Origin of the sequence: Humibacter albus DSM 18994 (assembly GCF_000421825.1) — a bacterium.
In the GTDB taxonomy this organism is placed as follows: Bacteria; Actinomycetota; Actinomycetes; order Actinomycetales; family Microbacteriaceae; genus Humibacter; species Humibacter albus.
In genome coordinates this window covers 159,908-181,845 of the sequence record NZ_ATXT01000015.1, presented here as the reverse complement: position 1 = coordinate 181,845, position 21,938 = coordinate 159,908, and the positions used below count along the sequence as shown (strand labels likewise).

Genomic DNA, 21,938 nt, shown 5'->3' with positions numbered 1-21,938 from the left:
GGGTATGAGGCTGTCGGGTCTGGTGCCGAAGGCCCCGCCGGCACGGGCGCTCGACATCCAGGTCGGCTTTCGCGCTGCCGTCGCCATCGTCGTTCCGCTGATCGTGCTCGCCGTGATCGGCCGCCTCGACTGGGGTGCGTACGCGGCGTTCGGCGCGTTCACGGCGCTCTACGGCCGCAGCGAGCCGTACCGGCTGCGGCTGCGCAGCATGTCGGTGGCCGCGCTCGGGCTGGTGGTCTCGATCGTCTCGGGTACGTTGATCGCCGCGTTCGGTGCCCCGTTGTGGGTGACGACCATCGTGCTCGTCGTCGTGACGACCGGGGGAACCCTCGCGGCGTCGGCCTTCGACCTGCTGCCGCGAGGGGCGATCTTCTACGTGTTCGGCCTGCTGGTGTGCGCTCAGATCCCGACGCCCGTGCACGAGCTCGGCCTTCGGTTGTCGGTCGCACTGCTCACTACGGCGTTCGCTCTCGCGCTGGGTATGTCGGGTTGGCTGGTGCGGCGGCTGACCCCCGACCGGCTCGCAGGTCTGCATCGGCCGCTCGCTCGGGTGCCGCGGTTGTCATCCGTCGCGCGCCACGGCCGCACCTGGCTCGCGGTGGTGCAGTGCGGGATCGGCGCGCTCGTGGCCGGTGCCCTCGCGCTGGCGCTGCACACCGGGCATCCATACTGGGCTGTGGTCAGCGCGGTGGTGGTCATTCCGTCGCCTCGCGGCGCCCACACCACGCGCCGGGCCATCGAGCGCGTCATCGGAACCGCTCTCGGGTTCGGCACAGCATGGCTGCTGCTGTCGCCGAACCCGCCGACGTGGGTGCTCATCCTGGCCATCGGAGTCTGCCAGTGCGTCACGGAGCTGCTCGTCGGCTGGTTCTATGCGGGAGCGCTGCTCTTCATCACACCACTGGCGCTGGCGGTTTCGGAGCTCGGACAGTCGACATCCGTCGGGCTGCTGCTCGGCGACCGCCTGATCGAGACGGTGCTGGGCGCCGTGATCGGTCTCGTTCTCGTGCTGATCGGGAGGACGATCGTTCCGGACCGAGTTGCAACGGCGGCACCGAGCGGCGATCCTGAGGGGGCCGTAGCCGGCGGCGGGGCGATCGTCGGGGGAGCGGCATCGGGCGACCCGGGCCGAGCATCTCCCCGGCGGATGAGCGGCGCCGCGGAGGCCCCGGACAACGACGACGAGGAAGAGGACACATGAGCGACGACCGCGACGAACTGCGAGAACGACTGGGTTCGTTCGCGACCGAGAGCGTGAATCCCGACACGCGTGAGCTGGACCTGCTGCCGCTCGACGAACAGGTTGCCCTGATGTGCGCGCAAAACGCGACCGTCGCCGAAACGGTCGAGGCATCGGCCGCTCAGATCGCGGCGGCGGTCACGCTCGTGGTGGACGGCATGCGCGCCGGAGGCCGACTCGTCTACGTCGGCGCGGGAACGCCGGGACGTCTTGGCGTGCTGGACGCCAGCGAGATTCCTCCGACGTACGGCATGGACCCGTCGCGAGTGGTGGGACTGATCTCCGGCGGCGACCGCGCGATCCGCACTGCTGTCGAGAACGCGGAAGACGATGCTGCTGCCGGTGCCGCAGACATCGACGGGCTCGACGTGGGGTCGCACGACACCGTCGTCGGCATCTCCGCCTCTGGCCGCACGCCGTATGTGCTGGGTGCGTTGAAGCGTGCTCGTGAGCGCGGGGCATCCACCGTCGGATTCGCCTGCAACGCCGGATCGGCGATCGGTGCGGCCTCCGATGTGGCGATCGAGACCGTGGTGGGGCCCGAGGTCGTCACCGGGTCGACGAGGCTCAAGGCGGGAACGGCGCAGAAGCTCGTGCTGAACGCCATTTCGACGCTCGCCATGGTGCGGCTCGGCAAGGTGTACGGCAACCTCATGGTCGACGTGCGGGCCACCAACGAGAAGCTGCGGGCGCGTTCGGAGCGCATCGTCATGCTCGCGACCGGAACGGATGCCGCCACCGCAGCCCGCGCGCTCGCTGCGGTCGACGGGTGGGTCAAGGCGGCGATCCTCGTCGTTGTGACCGCGCTCGACGGGGCCGACGCCGTGCGCGTGCTGAACGAGCACGACGGGATGCTACGCGATGCAATCGCGGCGGCCGGCTGACCGGGTCGTTCTTGGGCGTGCTCGTCCTGTGTTCGCTGCGCCGCTCCACATGCGCGCCGTGTTCTCGCGGCTGCGCTGCTCCACATGCTCAATCGGCGTGCCTCTGAATGCAAGCATTCTCGGCAAGCCTCAATCGCATGTTCTCGCGGCTGCGCCGCTCCACATGCTCAATCGGCGTGCCTCTGAATGCAAGCATTCGCGGCACGCCTCAATCGCATGTCAGTGGTGAGTCGGAGCATGGAGACATGAGGCAAGACGAGCTGTTCATCATCGAGAACGCGGCGGCGGACGACGACCTCGACGTGCTGCTCGCGACGCACCGCTGCGCGGACTGCGCCGAGTACGCTTTCCTGTGGGTCAGCGTCGACGACGGCGCTGCTGAGGCATGGTTGTGCGAGACGTGCGCGGACGAACGCGAGGCCGCCGTCCGCTCCGAGAGAGCGCAGCGCGACCGCGCGGCCTGACCGGTTGGCCTGACCGGCTGGCCCGATCGTGCGGCTCAGCCTTCGGCGGTGTTCGTGAGCACGCCGGCCGACAGCAGCGCGGTGTAGACCGCGCCGGCGGTTTGCGTGAACGCGTTGTCGATCTTGCTCAGCCCCCAGACGCCGCCCTTGAAGAAGCCGACAGCGGTGTTCTTGTCCAGGCGCGCGACGAGCCGGCCCGCGGCATCCACGAAGAACTGCACGCCGAAAGTGATCTGGAAGTTGTCGCCCGCGAACGCGCCGACGAGCATCGTCGTGCTCATGTTGCCGCGGCGCGCGTACCAGTTGCCGTCTGGCTGCACCTCGACGAGGAAGCCCTGTGAGTTGAGCGCATTCGCGATGATGTGCTTCGCGGACTCGTGATCGCCAGCGATGAAGCAGTCGTAGTAGGAGGACACCTCGGGCCTTTCGTCGTGGGCCGTTGGCGCGTCGGGCGAGCGCGGACCCCGTGGGCGAAATCCTAGGGGCAGGCGCGGCGCGGGCACCATCAGGCCGGCGTGCGCAGGCCGCGGAGTCTACGGAGCAGCCGATCGCGCACGAGATGACGGATGCCCATCGGCAGCCGCGGATAGATCGCCGCGAACAGCGTCATCATCCGTTCATAACGGTGCCGATTGCGTGGGGTGAGCACGAGTCCGAGCTGCGCGCGCACCGCGTCGGGCAACAGGGCGACCGTCGCCAGCCGTGCCCACGGCATGATCGCCCGCACCCACAGCGGGGCGTGCTCGGCGCGCAGCAGGTCGCGGGCAACGCGGCCCGCCTCGGGCAGCACGAACAGGTCGGCCATGGCGCCGCGCCAGTACTTCTCGAAGTCGGCGCGCGTCGCCGGCCACGAGGTCGGCGGCAACTGCAGCGTGGTGCCGATCGCGCCGAACTCGCGATACAGGCGGTCGGCGGCACGGGCATCCAGCGGTCCGAACACGCGCTCGCGCACCCGTTCCGCCGTCCAGTAGAGGGTCGCAGCCACCCACAGCTGCAACTCGTGGTCGTACGCGGAGTAGGCGTCGGTGTCGTCGTTCGCCTCGCCGTGCACCGGCGCGTGCGCACGGCCGACGATGCGGCGAACCGTCTGGATGTCGTCGGCCGTTCCGCACGCCACCGCGGTCACGTAGGTGAGGGTTCCGAGAAGGCGGTCGTACGGCCGTGCGGCGAAGTCGCTGTGCTCGGCGACGCCACGACCGATGGCCGGGTTCGCGATCTGCAGCAGGATGGCGCACCCGCCGCCGGCGAGCATGATCCACTCGCCGCCGACATCCGCGATGCCCTGCGGGTCGTGTTCGCGGTTCCGGGCCATGGCCTCACGGTAGCGGCCGCGGCTGGAGGCATCGTCGGCGTGGAGGGAGCCGCTACCAGCCTCGGGTAGGCTGGTGGGTGGCAATTTATCTCGGCGTCGAGCTATCTGACTGAAGTGCCCATCAGCCCAGTCCCCTCAAGACGGGGCTCGCACCGACTGCCATTTCACTCGCGAATTGATTGGGAAGCAGTGGATCTTTACGAGTACCAGGCACGTGACCTGTTCGAGAAGTACGGGGTCCCGGTACTGCCGGGCATCATCGCAGACACGCCAGAGGCGGTGCGCGCGGCGTCCGAGAAGCTGGGCGGTGTGACCGTCGTCAAGGCCCAGGTGAAGGTCGGAGGCCGCGGCAAGGCCGGCGGCGTCAAGGTCGCCAAGACCCCGGACGACGCGGAAGAGGCGGCCAAGGCCATTCTCGGTCTCGACATCAAGGGGCACGTGGTGCGCCGTGTCATGGTGGCCGGCGGCGCGAACATCGCGCGGGAGTTCTACTTCTCGGTGCTGCTCGATCGTGCCGACCGTTCCTACCTGTCGCTCGCGAGCGTCGAGGGCGGTATGGAGATCGAGCAGCTCGCCGTGGAGAAGCCCGAGGCGCTGGCCCGCATCGAGGTCGACCCGCTGACCGGCATCGACGAATCGAAGGCGAAGCACATCGCGAAGGCGGCCGGGTTCCCGGACGACCTGGTCGAGAAGGTCGCGCCCGTGCTCGCGAAGCTCTACGACGTGTACAAGGGCGAGGACGCCACGCTCGTCGAGGTGAACCCCCTGGTGCTCACCGGCGAAGGTGACATCATCGCTCTCGACGGCAAGGTGTCGCTCGATTCCAACGCGGACTTCCGCCACCCCGAACACGCCGAGCTCGAGGACAAGGCTGCGGCCGACCCGCTCGAGGCGAAGGCCAAGGAGCACGACCTCAACTACGTGAAGCTCGACGGACAGGTCGGCGTGATCGGCAACGGCGCGGGCCTCGTGATGTCGACGCTGGATGTCGTCGCCTACGCGGGCGAGAAGCACGGCGGGGTGAAGCCGGCCAACTTCCTCGACATCGGAGGCGGGGCATCCGCGTCGGTCATGGCGGCCGGGCTCGACGTCATTCTGAACGACCCGCAGGTCAAGAGCGTGTTCGTCAACGTGTTCGGCGGCATCACCGCGTGCGACGCGGTGGCCAACGGCATCGTCGGCGCTCTCGACATCTTGGGCGCCGAAGCGACCAAGCCGCTCGTCGTGCGGCTGGACGGCAACAACGTGGTCGAGGGTCGTCGCATCCTCACCGACTACAACCACCCGCTCGTCACGCTCGCCGAGACCATGGATGCCGGCGCCGACAAGGCCGCCGAGCTGGCCGCCGCGTAGGACTCAAGGAAGAAGAAGGAACCCAGAATGTCGATCTTCCTCAACAAGGACTCCAAGGTCATCGTCCAGGGCATCACCGGTGGCGAGGGCACGAAGCACACCGCGCTCATGCTGAAGGCAGGCACCCAGGTCGTCGGCGGGGTGAACGCGCGCAAGGCCGGCACCACGGTGTCGCACACCGCGGCCGACGGCTCCGCCGTCGAGCTACCCGTGTTCGGCACGGTCGTCGAGGCGCTGGAGAAGACCGGGGCCGATGTCTCGATCGTCTTTGTGCCGCCGAAGTTCGCGAAGGATGCCATGCTCGAGGCCATCGAGGCCGAGGTGCCGCTGCTCGTGGTGATCACCGAGGGCATTCCGGTGCAGGACAGCGCCGAGGCGTGGGCCCAGGCGAAGGCCAAGGGCAACAAGACGCGCATCATCGGGCCGAACTGCCCGGGCATCATCACGCCGGGTGAGTCGCTGGTGGGCATCACGCCGGCCACGATCACGGGCAAGGGTCACGTCGGCCTGGTCTCCAAGTCGGGCACGCTGACCTATCAGATGATGTACGAACTGCGTGATCTCGGCTTCTCCACCGCCATCGGCATCGGAGGAGACCCGATCATCGGCACCACGCACATCGATGCGCTCGCCGCGTTCGAGGCCGACCCCGAGACGAAGGCGATCGTGATGATCGGCGAGATCGGCGGTGACGCCGAGGAGCGTGCCGCCGAGTTCATCAAGGCGAACGTGACGAAGCCGGTCGTCGGCTATGTCGCCGGGTTCACCGCGCCCGAGGGCAAGACGATGGGCCACGCCGGTGCCATCGTCTCGGGCTCCTCCGGAACGGCACAGGCCAAGAAGGAGGCACTCGAGGCCGCCGGCGTCAAGGTCGGCAAGACGCCGAGCGAGACCGCGTCCCTCCTCCGCGAGTTGTACGCCGCCCTGTAGGCGGCGTAAAGGGAAGCACTGTCGCCGCCCTGTAGGCGGCGTAAGGGAAGCACTGTCGCCGGTCTGTAAGCGGCGTGAAGAAAGCCGCCCCGTTGCCCTCCGGCAGCGGGGCGGCTTTTCGTGCGCCGGGCGCTCGTCATCTGTTGTGGATGATCCCCGCACAGGGCGTGCCGGCGGCGCTCGCCTCCGCCATAGAGTCGCCGAGGGGCCGCTCGGCGCGGCGACACGAGCGTGGGGGGATGCCATGGCGCGCATGACGAACGAGCAGCTGCAGCAGGAGCTGGCCCGATTGCGGACCGAGGTCGAAGCGGCGCGCGCCGAGGCGGAGGACGCCCGATCCGATGCGGAGTCCTCGCGCGCGGCGGCATCGGCGGCCCGTGCCCGTGCGGAGGCGGCCGAGGCAGCGCGGGCCGCGGAAGCGGCGACGCGCGAAGGCGAGGTGTTTTCGAGGACGAAGGGTGGGGCATCCACCGCGGCGAAGAAGAAGCGCGGCTGGGGCTGGACCGTGCTGGCCACCGTGCTCGTCGTGATCGGCGCGCTCCTGGCTCCGGTCGCTGTCGTCTCCACCTGGGCGCAGCGAGAGCTCACCGACACGAGCTACTTCGTGGACACGTTCGCGCCGTTGGCGAAGAAGCCCGCGGTGCAGGATCTCGTGGTGAGCGAGACGGTGTCGGCGATCGAGGCGAACGTCGACATCGAGGGCATCACGTCCGACGTGTTCGACGGACTGGACGGGCTCGGGTTGCCGCCGCGAGCATCCGGTGCGCTGAACGCGCTGCAGGCGCCGCTCGTGGCCGGCATCAAGAGTCTGATCACCTCGAGCGTCACCAAGTTCGTGCAGTCGGATGCCTTCTCCCAGATCTGGACGCAGGCCCTCACCACCACGCACAAACAGCTCCTCGCCACACTGAGCGGCGACAAGAACGCTGCGGTCACGGTGGGCCCGAACGGCAAGATCGGGCTGCAGCTGGGGCCGATCATCGAGACGATCAAGAAACGTCTGGTCGATCAGGGGTTCACGTTCGCGAAGAGCATCCCCAAGATCGACAAGACGATCGTGATCGCCCAATCGAGTGCGGTGACCCTCTACATCGGGCTGTACAACCTCGTCGTGGCGGTCGGCATCTGGCTGCCGTGGGTCGCGCTGGTGTTCCTGGCGGCCGGGGTGCTGGTGGCGCGCAGACGCGTCATCGCGCTCGTCTGGGCATCCGCCGCGCTCGGCGTGACGATGGTGCTGATGGGGACGGGCATCACCATCGGCCGCACCGTGTTCCAGCTCTCGGTGTCGAACGTCATCCCGGCGGATGCCGCCGGCGTGATCTATGCGAGCATCCTCGGTTTCGTGCAATCCATCGTCGTCGCCGTGGCGGTGCTCGCCTTCACCGTGCTGGTGGTCACCGTGTTCAGCGGGCCCTTCCGCTGGGCGCGGGCCCTGCGCCACTATGCAGGGAACGGCTTCGATCGCGCCCGGCGGGGAGCGGAGAAGTACGGCATCTCGACGGGCGCGACCGGACAGTGGATCTACCGGCAGCGGGTGCTGTTGCGCGTGCTCGTGGCGCTGATCGCGGCGGCGATCGTGCTGTTCGTGCGTCCACTCACCGGGCCCCTGATCGTCTGGACCGCCGTCGTGGCGGTGCTCGTCGTGGCTGCGCTGGAGCTCGTGGCCCGACCACCGGCCGACGGCGACGCTGCGGCCCCGGCCGCCGACGGCACGACCTCGGTCGACGCCGCCGTCTGAGCGGCGCCTGGGCCCTGGCGCGCCCACCGGGCCGCGGGTCGTCGCGCCGGTAGGGTCGATGGCGCATGAACCGCATCACCGTCTCCCTGCTCGCCGCGCTCGACGCGGTGATCACGCTCGGCGTGGGCGTGGCGATCCCGCTCGTTCCGCTCACGGTGCTGTGGGGTCTGCGCTTCGACGTGACGGCCAGCTGGCTGCCGTACTGGCGGGGCGCGGGTGACATCTGGCTGCTCGGACACGGCGTCGACGTGACCGCCACGCTCGACCCGTCGATGTCGGCGCAGTTCGGACTGGCCGGCACCACGGTGTTCACGGTCTCGATCGCGGCACTCGGCATCGCGCTGCTGACCGCGGTGCTCGGGTCGCGCACGGGACGTCGGGCCTGGGCCACCCCCCACCCGTTCACCGCGTCGGTCGCGGGCATCGTGACGTTCGCCGTGCTCTCGGCGCTCGTGACGCTGAGCGCGCACACCGGCGCGATCGTGCCGTCGCTCCTGCAGGGCTCGCTGGTTCCGGCCGCCGTTTTCGCGCTCGGCATCGGTGTCGGCCTGGCCGCGGCCGAGACGCAGGACCGAACGGATGCTCCGCGCGGCGACCGCAGTCTCGCGGACGGCAGTCTCACGGGCCGTGTGCTCGGCGACCGCAACGCGACGGGCCGAGCACTCGGCGACCACGGACGGGACGGTCGGGACGACCGCGGCGACGCGCGCGTCCTGATGTGGCCCTTCGATAGGTGGAGCCCGGCGACGCGCGCGGTACTGGCGGCCGGCGTGCGGGCGGGAGTGGCGGCATCCGCTCTCATCATCGCAGCCGGTGCCGTGTTGTTCGCCGCGCTCCTCGTGATGCACTACGGACGGATCATCGGACTCTACGAGAGCCTGCAGCCTGGCGTGCTCGGCGCGGCTGCTCTCACGATGGCGCAGCTGGCGTTCCTGCCGAACGCCGTGATCTGGACCGCGTCATGGCTCATCGGACCGGGTTTCTCGCTCGGCACAGGCACGGCCGTCGATGTGACACAGACCACGCTCGGGCCGCTTCCGAGTGTGCCGCTGTTCGGCGCGCTGCCGCAGAGCGACCCCGCCTTGGGAATCGTCGCCGTGCTTGTGCCTGTGCTCTGCGGAGCGGTGGCCGGCGTGCTCACCCGGCTGCGCCTTCAGCGGATGCCCGCACCGCGCTCCTCATCCACGCTCGCCTCCGTAGACGGCTGGAGTTCGAGCCGGCTCGCACTCGTGGTGGTGGTGACGGCGGCCACCGCGGCCGGCATCCTCGGCCTGCTGGCCTGGTGGTCGTCGGGCGCGATCGGGCCCGGCCGACTGCAGCAGGCGGGACCGAACGGCCTGTTCGTGGGCGGGCTCGCGGGTGCCGAGGTGCTGGTGGGCGCCGCCATCGGCATCGCGGTGCGGCGTCGACCCGACGAGGCGGACGTGCGGCTCAGCCTTCGCGAGCGCCGGGCGGCCGAGCGCGCGCCCGAGCGTGCGAGCGCCTATGTGCCCGCCCGGCGCCCGTCCACCGCCTCGATCGCGTCGATGGTCTCGGCGGTATCGGCACGTGCGGGGGTCGCGGATGCGGATGACACCTTCGACACCGAAGAACTCCGCGGCGATCGCTCCTCTTCCGCCACGTCGGTGACGGAGCCGGTGGAGCTGGCGTCGCTGATCGAGGCCCGAACCCGGTCGAGGGACGACGGCGGCGCGGATCGCGAGAGGCCCGACCCCGACGATCCGGCCTGACCCTGTTCCGGGTTCCGGGTTCCGGGTTCCGGGTTCGGGGTTCCGGGTTCGGGGTTCTGGGTTCCGGGCTTCGGGCTTCGGGCTTCGGGCTGACCCTGTTCAAGGCTCAGGCTCAGGCTCAGGCTCAGGCTCAGGCTCAGGCTCAGGCTCAGGCTCCGGCCCGGCCCTGCTTCGGTCCGGCCCTGCTTCGGTCCGGCCCAGCTTCGGTCCCGCCCAGCTTCGGTCCGGCCCAGCTTCGGCCCGGCGCTGCTTCGGTCCGGCGCTGCTTCGGCCCGGCGCGGGCCGGCCCTGCTTCGGTCCGGCCTCGACGCCCTCCGGACACTATTTCAGGACATATCGGGTCACATCGATATATGTGTCGTCTGACCCGGATATTTCCTGAGTTACGCGCGGCGGCCGCAATGCGGACGGCGGCCGGCGCCAGACGGCTCGGCGCGCATCTGAGCACCGGTAGGCTGAGCACGTGCTCTCGCTCGTCGTGCTGGTCTCCGGCCAGGGGTCCAACCTGCGTTCGCTGCTGGAGGCATCCCAGGATGCCGAATTCCCCGCTCGCGTCGTCGCCGTGGGCAGCGACCGCGACGACGCCGGCGGCCTCGAGGTCGCCGAGGAGTTCGGCGTTCCCACCTTCACCGTGGCGTACTCGTCGTTCGACGACCGTGCCGAGTGGGGCGACGCCATGCTCGAGCAGATCAGGCAGTGGTCGCCCGACCTCGTGATCCTCTCCGGCTTCATGCGGCTGTTCCCGCCGCGGGTGGTCGAGGCGCTGAGTCCCGACATGATCAACACGCACCCCGCGTTCCTCCCGGAGTTCCCCGGAGCGCACGGCGTGCGCGACGCGCTCGCCGCCCGCGTCGATCAGACCGGCGCGAGCGTCATCATCGTCGACAACGGCGTCGACACCGGCCCGATCATCGCGCGCGAGCGCGTACCCGTGCTGTCCGACGACACCGAGGCCGCGCTGCACGACCGCATCAAGATCGTGGAGCGGCGCCTGCTCATCCAGGCCGTGCTCGACATCGCCAACGGACACATCGACCTCAAGGAGCTGGCCACCGCATGAGCGCACCGCATTCCGCTGGACCGTCGGCCGCCGACGCGAGCCTCTACCGCGAACGCGATGTCGTGCCGGTGCGGCGCGCACTGCTCTCGGTGACAGACAAGAGCGGCATCGTCGAGCTGGCTACGGCGCTCGATGTCGCCGGAGTGGAGCTCGTCTCCACGGGCAACACGGCCCGCGCGATCCGCGAGGCCGGCATCGCCGTAACCGACGTGTCGGAGCTCACCGGCTTCCCCGAGTCGCTCGGGGGGCGCGTGAAGACGCTGCACCCGGTGGTGCACGCGGGGCTGCTCGCCGACCTGCGTCTGGAAGACCACGAGAAGCAGCTGGAGGAGCTGGGCATCCGCCCGTTCGAGCTCGTCGTGGTGAACCTCTACCCGTTCGCGCAGGCGGTGGCGGCGGGGGAGGACCCGCTCGAGATCGTCGAGCAGATCGATATCGGCGGTCCGGCCATGGTGCGCGCGTCGGCGAAGAACTTCGCGAACGTCGCGGTCGTGACCTCGCCGTCGTTGTACGGCGAGGTGGCGGATGCCGTCACCTCCGGCGGCACCTCGCTCGCCTTCCGCACGCGACTGGCTCGCGACGCCTACCGCCACACGGCCGCCTACGACGTGGCCGTCGCCACCTGGCTCGGCGGGCAGACGCCGGACGACGCGGTCGCCGACGACGACGCGCCACTGCCCTCCTGGGTCGGCGCGACCTGGCAGCGCAAGGAGGCGCTGCGCTACGGCGAGAACAGCCACCAGCGCGCGGCGCTCTTCGTCTCCGCAGGCGGCAACGGCATCGCGCAGGCCGAGCAGCTCGGCGGCAAGGAGATGTCGTACAACAACTTCGTCGACGCGGATGCCGCGTTGCGCGCCGCGTACGACTTCTCACGTCCCGCCGTGGCCGTCGTCAAGCACGCGAACCCGTGCGGGATCGCCGTCGCCGACGATGTGGCCGAGGCGCATCGCCGGGCGCACGAGTGCGATCCGACCTCCGCGTTCGGTGGCGTGATCGCCACGAACCGCATCGTCACGCTCGCCATGGCCGAGTCGGTCAAGCCGATCTTCACCGAGGTGATCGTCGCTCCGGACTACGAGTCGGCGGCGCTGGAACTGCTGCAGACGAAGAAGAACCTGCGCATCCTCAAGCTGCCGGCCGGCTTCGCGCCGGCCGAGACGGAGATCAAGCAGATCTCCGGCGGCATGCTGCTGCAGGATGCCGACCACAGCTTCACGCCGACCGCGGACTGGACGCTCGTGTCCGGCGAGCCCGCAGACGCCGCGACGCTGGCAGACCTGGAGTTCGCGTGGACCGCGTGCCGCGCGGTGAAGTCGAACGCGATCCTGCTCGCGTCGGGCGGGGCATCCGTCGGCGTCGGAATGGGGCAGGTGAACCGCGTCGACTCGTGCGAGCTGGCGGTGAAGCGCGCCGGGGACCGTGCTCGCGGATCGGTCGCGGCGTCGGATGCCTACTTCCCGTTCCCGGACGGACCGGAGATCCTCATTCAGGCCGGTGTGAAGGCGATCGTGCAGCCCGGGGGATCCATTCGCGACGGACTCGCGATCGAGGCGGCGAACGCCGCGGGCGTGACGATGTACTTCACCGGGGAGCGCCACTTCTTTCATTGAGACCCCCTCAGCGATCGCATAGCATCCGCTCCAGTAACCTCGGAACCATGACTGTCGCCTGGAGCCGCAAGATCGTGGCATCCGTTCTCACCGGTTTCCTCGTTGCGCTCCTCGTGCATCTCGCGACGGTGGTGTTCTCGAACGAAGCGTTCCTCGGCGCCTCGAGCGCCGGCTGGGCGGCCGTCGTGTCGCTGAGCGGCTACTTCACGCTCGCTTCGGTGTTCACGTTCGTGCTGCTGACGGTCGCCGCCCTGTTCGACCTGCTCTACACGTGGTGGGTCGCCCTGATCACGGGCGTCGTCGTGGGCTTCATCGCCACGGTGCTCGACACGATGATCTACTTCTTCGTCAACGGCCAGAAGCCGACCATCGCCTACCTGTGGAGCATCACGGGCGAGCGCAACCTTCTCTTCATCGCGCTGGTGACGGCACTCGTGCCCACCTTCGGCAGGTGGCTGTATCGCACGATCGCGCAGTTCGACACGGCGGCCGTGACAGGTCGTCGGGTGGCGCTGGTGCGCATCCCCGCCACGAACCTGGCCGACGGAATCGTCACCAACATCGAGCGCACGCCCGTCGACCCGGCGAAGGCCGATGAGCAGTGGGACTCCTACGTGGCTGCGCTCGCCGAGAACGGCTGGGACACCGTCGAGGTCGGCTCCGCCGAAGTGCTCCCCGACTCCGTGTTCGTGGAGGACACCGCGGTGGTCATCGGCAACCGCGCCGTGATCGCCCGGTCCGGCGCGGAGAGCCGCCGCGGCGAGACGCCGGGCACCGAGGCCGTGCTGACCAATCTCGGCCTGCGCGTCGACCGCATCCAGGAACCCGGAACGCTCGACGGCGGCGACGTGCTGCGCGTGGGCACCACGCTCTACGTGGGACGCAGCTCGCGCACGAACCCCGAGGGCGTGCGGCAGCTGCGGGCCATCGCCGATGAGGAGGGCTATGCGGTCGTCGCCGTGCCGGTGGCCGGCGCCCTGCACCTCAAGTCGGCCGTGACGGCACTGCCCGACGGAACGGTGATCGGCAATCCGGCGAACGTCGACACGAGCGTGTTCGACAGGTTCCTGGCCGTTCCCGAGCCCGCGGGTGTCGCGGTCGTCGTGCTCGCACCGGATGCCGTTCTGCTGTCCGCCGCGGCCCCGGCGACCGCCGCCCTGCTGGCCGACCTCGGCTACCGCGTGGTCACCGTCGACATCTCGGAGTTCGAGAAGCTCGAAGGCTGCGTGACCTGCCTGAGCATCCTGGTCGGCTGAGCGCGCCGGCACTCAGACCCTCCGCTCGCCCACCTGTCCATCTCTGCCGCGCCACCCGTCGCCGACGAGCGCAGCCCCACCGTCGCGAGCGCACGCCCGCCGGTCGCCGACGAGTGCACCCGAATGCGCTGGGGGCACAGGGTGGACAGAGTCGTGTGGGCGCACTCGGCAGGGCCGGCGCACTCGGCGGGGCGGGCGCGAGCCCGCCATGGCAGGATGGGAGCGTAAGCCCCGCCCATGAGGCGGGTGTTCGTCTGTGACACACCACCCCGTTGCCACGGCCCACGCGAAGGAGACAACGATGTCCGCCATGCCCGAATTCGTCGATGCGTTCGGAACCGAGCTTCCGCACGAGACGCTTCTCATTCGGAAGGGCGGGCGAAGCGGACTCACCATCAGCGTGGCCGTGCATTCCACCGTGTTGGGCCAAGCGCTCGGCGGGTGCCGCGTCTGGACCTACGACGACTGGACCGAAGCGGTCTACGACTCGCTGCGCCTGGCCGAGGGCATGACGTACAAGAACGCCGCAGCCGGACTGCAGCGCGGCGGCGGCAAGACGGTGATCTACCTGCCGCGCGGAACGCAGCTGGATGCCGAACGCAAGCGGGCGGCCATGCTCGACCTGGGCGACGCGATCGCGAGCCTCGACGGTGCCTACATGACGGCAGAAGATGTCGGCACCAGCGCCGCCGACATGGCGGTCGTCGCCGAGCGGACCACCAACGTCTGCGGCCTACCCTCCGACAAGGGAGGCGTCGGTGAGCCCAGCGAGGCGACCGCGCAAGGCGTGTACGCCGGCATCCTGGCCACGCTCGAGGCCGTGTTCGGCGACCGCGGGGTCGCGGGCCGGCGCTTCACGGTACTCGGCCTCGGCCACGTCGGATCCCTGCTGGCGACGCGTCTCGCCGGCGACGGCGCGGTGCTCACAGTGACCGACGTGAACCCGGCCAAGCGGGAGCTCGCCGTACGACTCGGCGCCACCTGGACGGAGCCGGAGACCGCCGCGCGCATGCCCGGCGACGTGTTCGTGCCGGCGGGGGTGGGCGGCATCCTGACGAGCGAGGTCGTCGAGTCGTTGCAGGTTCGCGCCGTCGTCGGACCCGCGAACAACCAGCTCGCCGAGCGGAGCGCCGCCGAGCTGCTGCAGCGCCGTGACATCGCCTGGGCGCCGGACTTCGTCGTGAACGCCGGCGGCGTGATCTTCCTCGACACGCTGTCGCGGGCGGGCTCCTCCGCCGAGGCGACCCGTGAACGGGTCGAACGCATCGGCGACACGGTGACGGAGATCTTCCGGGATGCGCGTGAGAACGACACGACGACCCTCGCGGCCGCCGAGTCCCTCGCTCTCGCCCGGCTCGAGCGGGCGGAGCCCGCACTGGTCTGACCGGCAGGAGCCCGGGCGGGGCGCCTGCGTGGTCGCAGGTGCGCTCCTGTCGCCGGCACGCCGCCGGTGCACTGCCGACCAGCGGCACGGAGGTGCCGGACGGCGACGACGGCCGTAGCATGCGGTCATGGCCGCCAGTGCAGACGGCGCGATCTTCGGGCGCGCACCGGAACTCGCCGTCGTGCGCGACGCGGTGGCCGAGTCGGCCGGCGGCAGCCCGGTGTACCTCGAGTTCTGCGGTGTGCCCGGAGCAGGGACGACGCGGTTGGGCCGTGAGGCGGCGGCGGAGGCGGCCCGATCGGGCTTCGCCGTAGTGGCCGCTCGGGCGGGCACGGGCGTGAGAGCCGGATCGGCGACGCGAGGCGCGCCGTTCGCGCCCTTCGCGGCTGCGCTCGGGCCGAGCGTGCGCGGGCCCGGCGGGCCGGAGCTCGTGCACGGCTTGAACGCGCTTGCCCTCGCGTTCGGCGGAATCGACCTTGCGGAGCCGGTCGCGCTCGGCGACCCCGGGCTCGAGCGAGGACGGCTGCTCGACGCCTTCGCGCGCGTCGTCGAGCGGCTCGCCGCCCGCGGGCCGCTCGCGATCCTGCTCGACGACGTGCACCTTCTCGACGAGTCGAGCCGAGAACTGCTGCACTACCTGGCGGCCGTGCTGGCGGACTCCACGGTGCTGCTGGTGACGACCGCGCACCCGGGCGACGCCGACGCCGATCTCCACGGCGACAGAGCGGCGTGCGCACAGGCATCCTGGCGCGTGCACCGATGCGAGCTGAAGCCGCTGGTCGACGCCGATGCCCGTGCGCTACTGCTGCACGCGGCGGGCCGTCGACTCGACGACGAGACGCTCCGTCGTGCAATCGAGCACTGCGCCGGTCGTCCGCTGTTCCTCGTGGGCGTCGGACGGGAACTCGCCCGTCCGCCACTGCCCGGCCGGGCGCTTCCGATGCCGGACGAGCTCTCCGCACGCGTGCTCTCCCACGTCGCGATGCTCGACGAGGTCGCCCACGATGTCGTGGAGCTGCTTGCGGTGGGCGGCGCTCGTGCAAGCGATGTGCTCGACCTGGCGGCGCAAACACCTCACGCGGCGATCGCCGCGGCGATCGACACCTTGACTCTGGCGGGAATGGTCGAGACGGATGCCGGTGGCCGGTTCGCGCTCGCCCACGGCGTGCTTCGCGACGCGGTCGTCGCCGAACTGACACCGGCACGCGCGCACGCCCTGCATCTGCGGCTGGCACGCGCATATGAGCAGGTCGCTCCCGACGGACCGGACCGCGCCGCCGAGCTGCTCGCAGCGGGGAGTGGTGTGAACGTGGAGGAGCTGGCATCCGTGGTGCTGGCGGCCGCGCGGCGTCTGCTGCGGTGGGGATCCACCGATGAAGCGCTGCGGCTGCTCGCCGGTGTCGCGCAGCGATGCCAGGCGATGCGTGTGTCGACACGCGCCGAGGTGCAGGCGGAGTACGGCAGCGCACTGCGTCGGGCGGGCCGGAGCCACGAGGCGCGGCGTCAGTGGAACGCGGCTGTGCAGGACTACGCGCAGGCCGGCGATCGTGCGGGGCTCGCCGTCGTGGAGCGTGAGCTCGCCGACGCGGACTGGGCGGCCGGCGATCTCGACGGCGCGAGGGCGCGGCTGCGTGCCGCCGTCGACGGGTTCGCCGGCGAGGAGCCGACGGATTCCTACGCCGAGCTCGTGCACGCCCAGGCGGTGAACGCGGTGCGCGTGGGCGACGCCGAGGAGCTGCGCGCGGCATCCGATCGACTGGAGTGGATGGCGGACCGGATGCGCTCGCCTCTGCTGGCTGGACGGGCCGCGCTCGTGAACGGAGCAGCGGCGCTGATGCGCACGGACTTCGTGGGTGCCGAGACCTTGTGTGCGCGCGGGCTCGCGATCGTGGCCGGTCGCGGGGAGATCCTGCTCGAGATGCGCGCACACGACCAGCTCGCCATCGCGGCCGCCGCCCAGGGCGACATGGCGACACTGCGCAGGCACAGCGAGGCGAGCGCGGAGCTGGCGGCGGGCATCCCGGTGCTCATCGCGTGGCCGCGCACCAGGATCGCGATCGCCGAGCTGACACGTGGTGATGGCGATGCGGCGTTGCGAATGACCTCGGATGCCGTGGACGTGGCGACCCGAGCCGGAGAGCCGCGCAGCATGGTGGCCGCGCTCAGTGCCCACGCTCTCGTGCTGGAGCATGTGGGCCGCGTACGTGCGGCGCACGCCGCGGTCGTGGAGGCGTTGCAGCACGCCGACGACCTCGAGAGCGACCGCAACGTGTTCGCGTTGGTCGAGCTGGCCGAGGTGACCGTCGCGCTCGCCGAAGGCGGCGCGCCTGGTGCGGCCGATCTGTGGGAGCCGGAGCCGGTGCGACGGCCGGACGCGAGGCCGCGCCGGCTAAGAGCCCTCGGTGACCCGGTCGCGGGATGGCTGCCCCTGATCGGGATGGCCGTGCTCGGGGAGGCGCTGGCGCGTTCCGGGCACGAGCGCGAAGTGGACGTACTTGAGGAGCGGGTGGCCGGCATCCTCTCATGCCGTACTGCGCTCCCCGCTGCACTGGCCGCATGGCTGAGGGCCTGGCGGGGGAGCGCGGGCGAGGCAGCGCGTGCGGATGACTTCGATCTCGCCGGCGACGGCTTCGTCGAGCTCGGACTGCTGAGGGCAGCGGCGCGGGCACGGCTGGAGTCGGCCGCATGCCTGCGGGAGCACTCCGCACGGGCCGTCGCGCGCCTGCGCGATGGCGCGGAGCTCGCGGGCCGGGCAGGAGCGGTGGCGGAAGCGCGGCGAGGACGGGCGCTGCTCGCCGAGTTCGGAGAGACGCCCCGGGAACGAGCTCGTGCCGGTGTGGATTCCGGTGCCTCCGATGCCGGCGCACTCAGCCCTCGCGAGCTCGACGTAGCGCGCCTCGTGGCGGCGGGGCTGAGCAACGCCGAGGTCGCGAACCGTCTGTACATCAGCCCGCGCACGGTGACCACGCACCTGCAGCACGTGTACGCGCGGTTCGGCTTCCGGTCGCGAGTGGGCCTCACGCGCTACCTCGTCGACTCGGGGCTGGTCGACTCGGGCTCCGTCGCCTCGCGCCCAGCAGCGGATACGTAGAACTACGGATGTACGCCGCCCGCCGCCGCGAGAAGAATGCGGATTGAGGGAGGCACCATGACTCCAGCGCAGCAGACTTCGCAGCCCGCATCGCCGTCGCAGCCGCTCACGGTCACTCTGGCGGCGGCCTGCGACCATGGCACGGCGCTTGTCGGCTCGAAGGCGGCGGTGCTGAGCGAACTCGCCCGCGACGGATTCGCCGTACCCGAGGGCGTCGTTCTGACGACCGCGGCGTTCCGTCGCGCGGCGGCGTGGTCGCGTGCCGGCAGTCCGCTCATCGGCGGTCAGCACGCCGCGGGCTCTCGCGCGGTGGTCGCCGACGGACCGGGGCACCGGTCGCGCTGGCTCACGGGATGCGACGATCTGCCCGCCGACGTGGATGCCGCGATCGAGTCGATCGCCGCCGCGCTCGGCGACATCACCCTCGCGGTGCGGTCCTCCGCGGTCGCCGAGGACCGCGCCGACGCCTCGTTCGCCGGGCAGTACGAGAGCGTGCTCGGCGTACGCGGGCCCGTGGCGCTGCGAGCCGCCGTGCTGCGGTGCTTCTCGAGCGCGTTCGACGCGAGGATCGGGGCGTACGGGGGCGAGGCATCCGCTCCGCTGGCAGTGCTCGTGCAGCGTCAGGTGCGTGCGAACGTCGCCGGCGTCGCCTTCACCGCGAACCCGGTGACCGGTGCGCGCGACGAGGTGCTCGTGTCGGCGGTGCCCGGCGTGGGCGAGGCGGTCGCGCAGGGAACGGTGCAGCCCGACGAATGGACGGTGACCGACGACGGGGCGCGCGCGGCCGCGGTGTCGCTGGGAGCGTTGACGTCGCAGCAGGCGAGCGAGGTCGCGCGGCTCGCCCAGCGCATCGAGGAGCACAGGGGCGCTCCGCACGACGTGGAGTGGGCGCTGGTCGACGGCGGCCTCGTCGTGCTGCAGGCGCGGCCGATCACGGCGCTGCCGATCGAGCCCGTGCGAGACCTGCCGACCGGGCGCACCTGGATCAAGGACGCGGAACGCTACGCCGACCCGTTCACCGCTCTCGGCGCCTCGGTGGCATGTGACCTGGTGGCCACCGGTCTCACGGATGCCTTCGCCTCCGCCGGAGCGCTGATCGACCGTGTCGAGGCGCGATCGATCGGCGGGGAGGTCTACCTCTGCATGCACACGCCGGGCCATGCGGGCGACGCACCGCCGCCCTGGTGGCTCCTCGCCGTGCTCGCCCGCGTGCAGCCGTCGTTGAGGCAGTCGTGCCGACGTGCCAGGCGCGCCGTCTCCGACCATGCCATCGACGCGGCACTCGCCAGGTGGCGCGACGAGATCGGGCCGGAGTGCGACCGAAGGGCCTCCGAGCTGCGCCAGGTGAGACTCGATGCGCTCACCGATGCCGAGCTCGCCGACCATCTTCAGGCGGTGCACGAGGGTGCCGAGTGGGCCATGGCGCGTCATTTCGCGCTGACCGTGCCGGTCACGGTGCGGATGTACCACCTCGCGTCGTTCTGCGACCGCACGCTGAACTGGCCGGAGCCGCGCACGATGGAGCTGCTGGCCGGTGCCTCGCCGGCCAGCGCGGCTCCGACTCGAGCGCTCCGTGAGCTCGCGGCGGCCACGAGCGAGGGGGAACGTCGTGCCGTGCTGGCTCTGTCCCCGGGGGAGGTGCTGGACCGCCTGAAGGATGCCGCGCCACGCCTCGCCGCGCGACTGGCCGGCTGGTGCGAGCGGTACGCCTTTCTCGGCATGAGCGACGACCCCGGCGCACCGGTGTTCTGGGAACGGCCCGCGCTGCTGGAACGGCTGCTCGTGGACGCCCTGAACAGAGACGGCCGCGAGACGGCCGATGCTCCGAGCGCGACGGCGGCCGAGGCGGAACGCTCGGCGCTGCTGACGTTGCGGGAACCGGAGCGCGCTCGGTTCACGCGGATCCTCGAGCGGGCACGCGCGGCCTACGGTGTGCGCGACGACGTGGCGCAGCGCACCGGTGCCGCGTTCGGCGGCCTTCTGCGCCTGGCGGCGCTGGAGGCGGGCAGGCGGCTCGTCGCCCGTGGCGCGCTGGGTCGGCGCGAGGACGCCGTTCAGCTCGACTTCGACACTCTGTGCGCCGCGATGAACGGGACGGCGACCGCGTCCGCCCGCGCCGAGGACCTGCGTGGTCTCGTGGCGCGCGCGGCAGGAGAGCGCGCCTGGGTGCGCGCGCATCCGGGTCGGGATGTCGTCGGTCCGGTGTCGCCGGCACCCGACCTGCGCGGGCTCCCCGCGGGCGCACGCGAACTCAACCGCGCCCTGTTGTGGGCGCGATCGGACGCGGGACCTGGCGCCGGAGCCCGCACGCCGTCACCGGTCGCCCCTGCCCGACGGAACGGGGAGTCGGGTCGTGAGAGCCGTGAGGAGCAACCCGCGCCGGCACCTGTGCTGAGCGGTGTACCGGCGTCGCCTGGCCGGTGCACCGGTGTCGTGCGCGTGCTGGCGGACGCCGGTTCCGCCGGCGACCTGCGGGCGGGCGAGGTACTGGTGTGCCGCACGGCGGATCCGGCGCTCTGCGTGGTGTTCGGCATCGCCTCCGCGCTCGTCACCGACCGCGGGGGCCCGCTGTCGCACGCGGCGATCGTGGCGCGGGAGAACGGCATCCCGGCCGTGCTGGGCACCGGGAGCGCGACGACGACGCTGCGCACCGGCATGTCGGTGACGGTCGACGGTTCGGCGGGGCGCATAGAGGTGTGCGACGCCGGGAGGCAGGAGCCGCCGAACGGCTCTTCACGAGGATCACGGGAAAGGTGAGCAGATCATGAGCACGACAACGAGGGAAGGAACGGCCCGAGTTCAGGAGCGGGACGCGCGCGTGCGCCCGTACCGCATCGTCGCCGACCGTGTACAGCGGATCGGGGCGATCGTCGGCATGGCGGTGTGCGCGGTGCAGGTGGCGTTCGCCGCCTACGGGTTCTGGCTGGGAACGGAGCACGCCGGCGACGAGGCGGCGGACCGCGCGGCGTTCGTGCCGCACGCGGTCACGGGACAGGTGCTGCAGTACCTGGCGGTGCTCCTGCTGATCTGCGGGCTGATCGCGTGGGCGGGCTGGAAGTCATGGGTGATCCCGCTCGTGCTGGCCGTCCTGCTCTTCGTGGTGCAGGGCATGCTGGTCGGGCTCGGATTCGGCGTGAATCCGTGGTTCGGCGCGCTGCACGCCTTCGACGGCATGGTGATCACTGGGGGATTCGTGTGGCTGACCATCGACAGGGTGCGGCATCCGCTGCGCTGAACGGATCGGAGAACACACCGGCGACGGCCGGCGAGACGCGGTGAACGTGACTCGCCGGCCGTCGCCGCGTCCAGTTCTCGCCACACCCAGTTCTCGCCGCACCCGGTTGCCGTCGGGCCGGCTCGTGTTCCCGTCCGGCAAAGAACGGTCGTTGCAACGCGCCCGATGACGGGTATAGCCTGATCTGCTGTCGCTCTTCGGCCCCACGGCGTCGTCGCCGGGTCGCATCCGCTTTGCGGGTGGCCGCGGAACCGTGAGCGGCATCCGGAGAGCTGACCGTGGCCGGGCAGCGTGCGTGATCACGCTGTGCAAGGGCACGGAGGCGGAAAGAAGAGGAGGGCGCCATGTTGACGAAGACCGAGATCACGCCGCAGCTGCGGGCCGGAATCGCGGTACGCGTCGCACCGACGGGCTCCTCGACCGTCTTCGGCAGGGCGCTTCCGGAAGCGCCCTCTGTGCGGCGCAGGGTCGTCTCCGGGGTCATTCGGGGGCATGTCGTCCTGGGGATGGTGCCGGCCGCGATCGGCTAGCGCACCGCAGGGCCGGAGCTCCCGGTCCTTTCGAGCACCTCAGCACACGACACCGACGGCGCGGAAGCCCCACGACCGCGCGTGAAAGTCCGGCCCGCCCTGGGCATCCGCCGATTCGTCG

Annotated in this window: 17 protein-coding genes; 15 read left to right on the top strand and 2 right to left on the bottom strand. The window is 70.8% G+C overall.

The features are described from left to right. Positions 1–4 precede the first annotated feature (4 nt). From H623_RS19205 to H623_RS0110265, 3 genes are all read left to right on the top strand, one after another. Positions 5–1,201: an FUSC family protein gene (locus tag H623_RS19205; protein ID WP_022900855.1), complete on the top strand. Its 1,197-nt coding sequence runs from the start codon at positions 5–7 to the stop codon at positions 1,199–1,201. Further along, positions 1,198–2,124: an N-acetylmuramic acid 6-phosphate etherase gene (gene murQ / locus H623_RS0110270; RefSeq protein WP_022900854.1), complete on the top strand. Its 927-nt coding sequence runs from the start codon at positions 1,198–1,200 to the stop codon at positions 2,122–2,124. Before H623_RS19205 ends, murQ begins: the two co-directional genes overlap by 4 nt. 245 nt (positions 2,125–2,369) lie before the next feature. Continuing rightward, on the top strand, positions 2,370–2,588 hold the full coding sequence (locus H623_RS0110265; RefSeq protein ID WP_022900853.1) for a hypothetical protein: 219 nt from the start codon (positions 2,370–2,372) through the stop codon (positions 2,586–2,588). 35 nt (positions 2,589–2,623) lie between these two features. Here the strand turns inward: H623_RS0110265 and H623_RS19200 are convergent, their stop codons facing one another. Both H623_RS19200 and H623_RS0110255 read right to left on the bottom strand, forming a co-directional pair. Next, positions 2,624–3,094 (bottom strand): hypothetical protein, encoded by a 471-nt coding sequence (locus H623_RS19200; protein WP_157560942.1) that lies wholly within the window; start codon positions 3,092–3,094, stop codon positions 2,624–2,626. Then, positions 3,094–3,900, bottom strand: a complete 807-nt coding sequence (locus H623_RS0110255; RefSeq protein ID WP_022900851.1) for an oxygenase MpaB family protein — start codon at positions 3,898–3,900, stop codon at positions 3,094–3,096. Before H623_RS0110255 ends, H623_RS19200 begins: the two co-directional genes overlap by 1 nt. Before the next feature lie 189 nt (positions 3,901–4,089). Here H623_RS0110255 and sucC point away from each other — a divergent pair, with 189 nt between their 5' ends. The 12 genes from sucC to H623_RS0110195 all read left to right on the top strand — a co-directional run bounded on the left by sucC (position 4,090) and on the right by H623_RS0110195 (position 21,817). Then, positions 4,090–5,253, top strand: coding sequence for an ADP-forming succinate--CoA ligase subunit beta (gene sucC, locus H623_RS0110250; protein ID WP_022900850.1), 1,164 nt, complete (start codon positions 4,090–4,092; stop codon positions 5,251–5,253). A 27-nt stretch (positions 5,254–5,280) separates the two neighbouring features. Then, positions 5,281–6,183 carry a succinate--CoA ligase subunit alpha gene (sucD, locus tag H623_RS0110245; RefSeq protein ID WP_022900849.1) on the top strand — a complete coding sequence of 301 codons (903 nt, stop codon included), beginning with the start codon at positions 5,281–5,283 and terminating at the stop codon, positions 6,181–6,183. Positions 6,184–6,436: 253 nt separating this feature from the next. Next, positions 6,437–7,921 (top strand): hypothetical protein, encoded by a 1,485-nt coding sequence (locus H623_RS19195; RefSeq protein WP_157560941.1) that lies wholly within the window; start codon positions 6,437–6,439, stop codon positions 7,919–7,921. 65 nt (positions 7,922–7,986) lie between these two features. Next, the gene (locus tag H623_RS19190) at positions 7,987–9,651 is read left to right on the top strand and encodes a cell division protein PerM (RefSeq protein ID WP_022900847.1); all 1,665 of its coding nucleotides are present in this window, start codon (positions 7,987–7,989) and stop codon (positions 9,649–9,651) included. A 463-nt stretch (positions 9,652–10,114) separates the two neighbouring features. Then, positions 10,115–10,711: a phosphoribosylglycinamide formyltransferase gene (gene purN, locus H623_RS0110230; protein ID WP_022900846.1), complete on the top strand. Its 597-nt coding sequence runs from the start codon at positions 10,115–10,117 to the stop codon at positions 10,709–10,711. After that, positions 10,708–12,321: a bifunctional phosphoribosylaminoimidazolecarboxamide formyltransferase/IMP cyclohydrolase gene (purH, locus tag H623_RS0110225; protein ID WP_022900845.1), complete on the top strand. Its 1,614-nt coding sequence runs from the start codon at positions 10,708–10,710 to the stop codon at positions 12,319–12,321. The genes purN and purH overlap by 4 nt, the downstream gene beginning before the upstream one ends. Before the next feature lie 47 nt (positions 12,322–12,368). Beyond that, positions 12,369–13,577, top strand: coding sequence for a dimethylargininase (gene ddaH, locus H623_RS22275; RefSeq protein WP_022900844.1), 1,209 nt, complete (start codon positions 12,369–12,371; stop codon positions 13,575–13,577). A 301-nt stretch (positions 13,578–13,878) separates the two neighbouring features. Continuing rightward, positions 13,879–14,961 carry a Glu/Leu/Phe/Val dehydrogenase dimerization domain-containing protein gene (locus tag H623_RS0110215; RefSeq protein ID WP_022900843.1) on the top strand — a complete coding sequence of 361 codons (1,083 nt, stop codon included), beginning with the start codon at positions 13,879–13,881 and terminating at the stop codon, positions 14,959–14,961. Between the two features lie 127 nt (positions 14,962–15,088). Continuing rightward, the gene (locus H623_RS21060) at positions 15,089–18,052 is read left to right on the top strand and encodes a helix-turn-helix transcriptional regulator (protein ID WP_022900842.1); all 2,964 of its coding nucleotides are present in this window, start codon (positions 15,089–15,091) and stop codon (positions 18,050–18,052) included. 57 nt (positions 18,053–18,109) lie between these two features. Further along, the gene (locus H623_RS0110205; protein ID WP_022900841.1) at positions 18,110–20,809 is read left to right on the top strand and encodes a PEP/pyruvate-binding domain-containing protein; all 2,700 of its coding nucleotides are present in this window, start codon (positions 18,110–18,112) and stop codon (positions 20,807–20,809) included. A 7-nt stretch (positions 20,810–20,816) separates the two neighbouring features. Continuing rightward, the gene (locus H623_RS0110200; RefSeq protein WP_033371785.1) at positions 20,817–21,287 is read left to right on the top strand and encodes a hypothetical protein; all 471 of its coding nucleotides are present in this window, start codon (positions 20,817–20,819) and stop codon (positions 21,285–21,287) included. A gap of 344 nt (positions 21,288–21,631) precedes the next feature. After that, positions 21,632–21,817 (top strand): hypothetical protein, encoded by a 186-nt coding sequence (locus tag H623_RS0110195; RefSeq protein ID WP_022900839.1) that lies wholly within the window; start codon positions 21,632–21,634, stop codon positions 21,815–21,817. The last annotated feature ends 121 nt before the right edge of the window (positions 21,818–21,938 follow it).

Excerpts from the sequence above, each read along its gene's own strand:
- H623_RS19205 (WP_022900855.1), top strand. The coding sequence starts at position 5 with ATGAGGCTGTCGGGTCTGGTGCCGAAGGCCCCGCCGGCACGGGCGCTC.
- murQ (WP_022900854.1), top strand. The coding sequence starts at position 1,198 with ATGAGCGACGACCGCGACGAACTGCGAGAACGACTGGGTTCGTTCGCG.
- H623_RS0110265 (WP_022900853.1), top strand. The coding sequence starts at position 2,370 with ATGAGGCAAGACGAGCTGTTCATCATCGAGAACGCGGCGGCGGACGAC.
- H623_RS19200 (WP_157560942.1), bottom strand. The coding sequence starts at position 3,094 with ATGGTGCCCGCGCCGCGCCTGCCCCTAGGATTTCGCCCACGGGGTCCG.
- H623_RS0110255 (WP_022900851.1), bottom strand. The coding sequence starts at position 3,900 with ATGGCCCGGAACCGCGAACACGACCCGCAGGGCATCGCGGATGTCGGC.
- sucD (WP_022900849.1), top strand. The coding sequence starts at position 5,281 with ATGTCGATCTTCCTCAACAAGGACTCCAAGGTCATCGTCCAGGGCATC.
- H623_RS19195 (WP_157560941.1), top strand. The coding sequence starts at position 6,437 with ATGACGAACGAGCAGCTGCAGCAGGAGCTGGCCCGATTGCGGACCGAG.
- H623_RS19190 (WP_022900847.1), top strand. The coding sequence starts at position 7,987 with ATGAACCGCATCACCGTCTCCCTGCTCGCCGCGCTCGACGCGGTGATC.
- purH (WP_022900845.1), top strand. The coding sequence starts at position 10,708 with ATGAGCGCACCGCATTCCGCTGGACCGTCGGCCGCCGACGCGAGCCTC.
- ddaH (WP_022900844.1), top strand. The coding sequence starts at position 12,369 with ATGACTGTCGCCTGGAGCCGCAAGATCGTGGCATCCGTTCTCACCGGT.
- H623_RS0110215 (WP_022900843.1), top strand. The coding sequence starts at position 13,879 with ATGTCCGCCATGCCCGAATTCGTCGATGCGTTCGGAACCGAGCTTCCG.
- H623_RS21060 (WP_022900842.1), top strand. The coding sequence starts at position 15,089 with ATGGCCGCCAGTGCAGACGGCGCGATCTTCGGGCGCGCACCGGAACTC.
- H623_RS0110205 (WP_022900841.1), top strand. The coding sequence starts at position 18,110 with ATGACTCCAGCGCAGCAGACTTCGCAGCCCGCATCGCCGTCGCAGCCG.
- H623_RS0110200 (WP_033371785.1), top strand. The coding sequence starts at position 20,817 with ATGAGCACGACAACGAGGGAAGGAACGGCCCGAGTTCAGGAGCGGGAC.
- H623_RS0110195 (WP_022900839.1), top strand. The coding sequence starts at position 21,632 with ATGTTGACGAAGACCGAGATCACGCCGCAGCTGCGGGCCGGAATCGCG.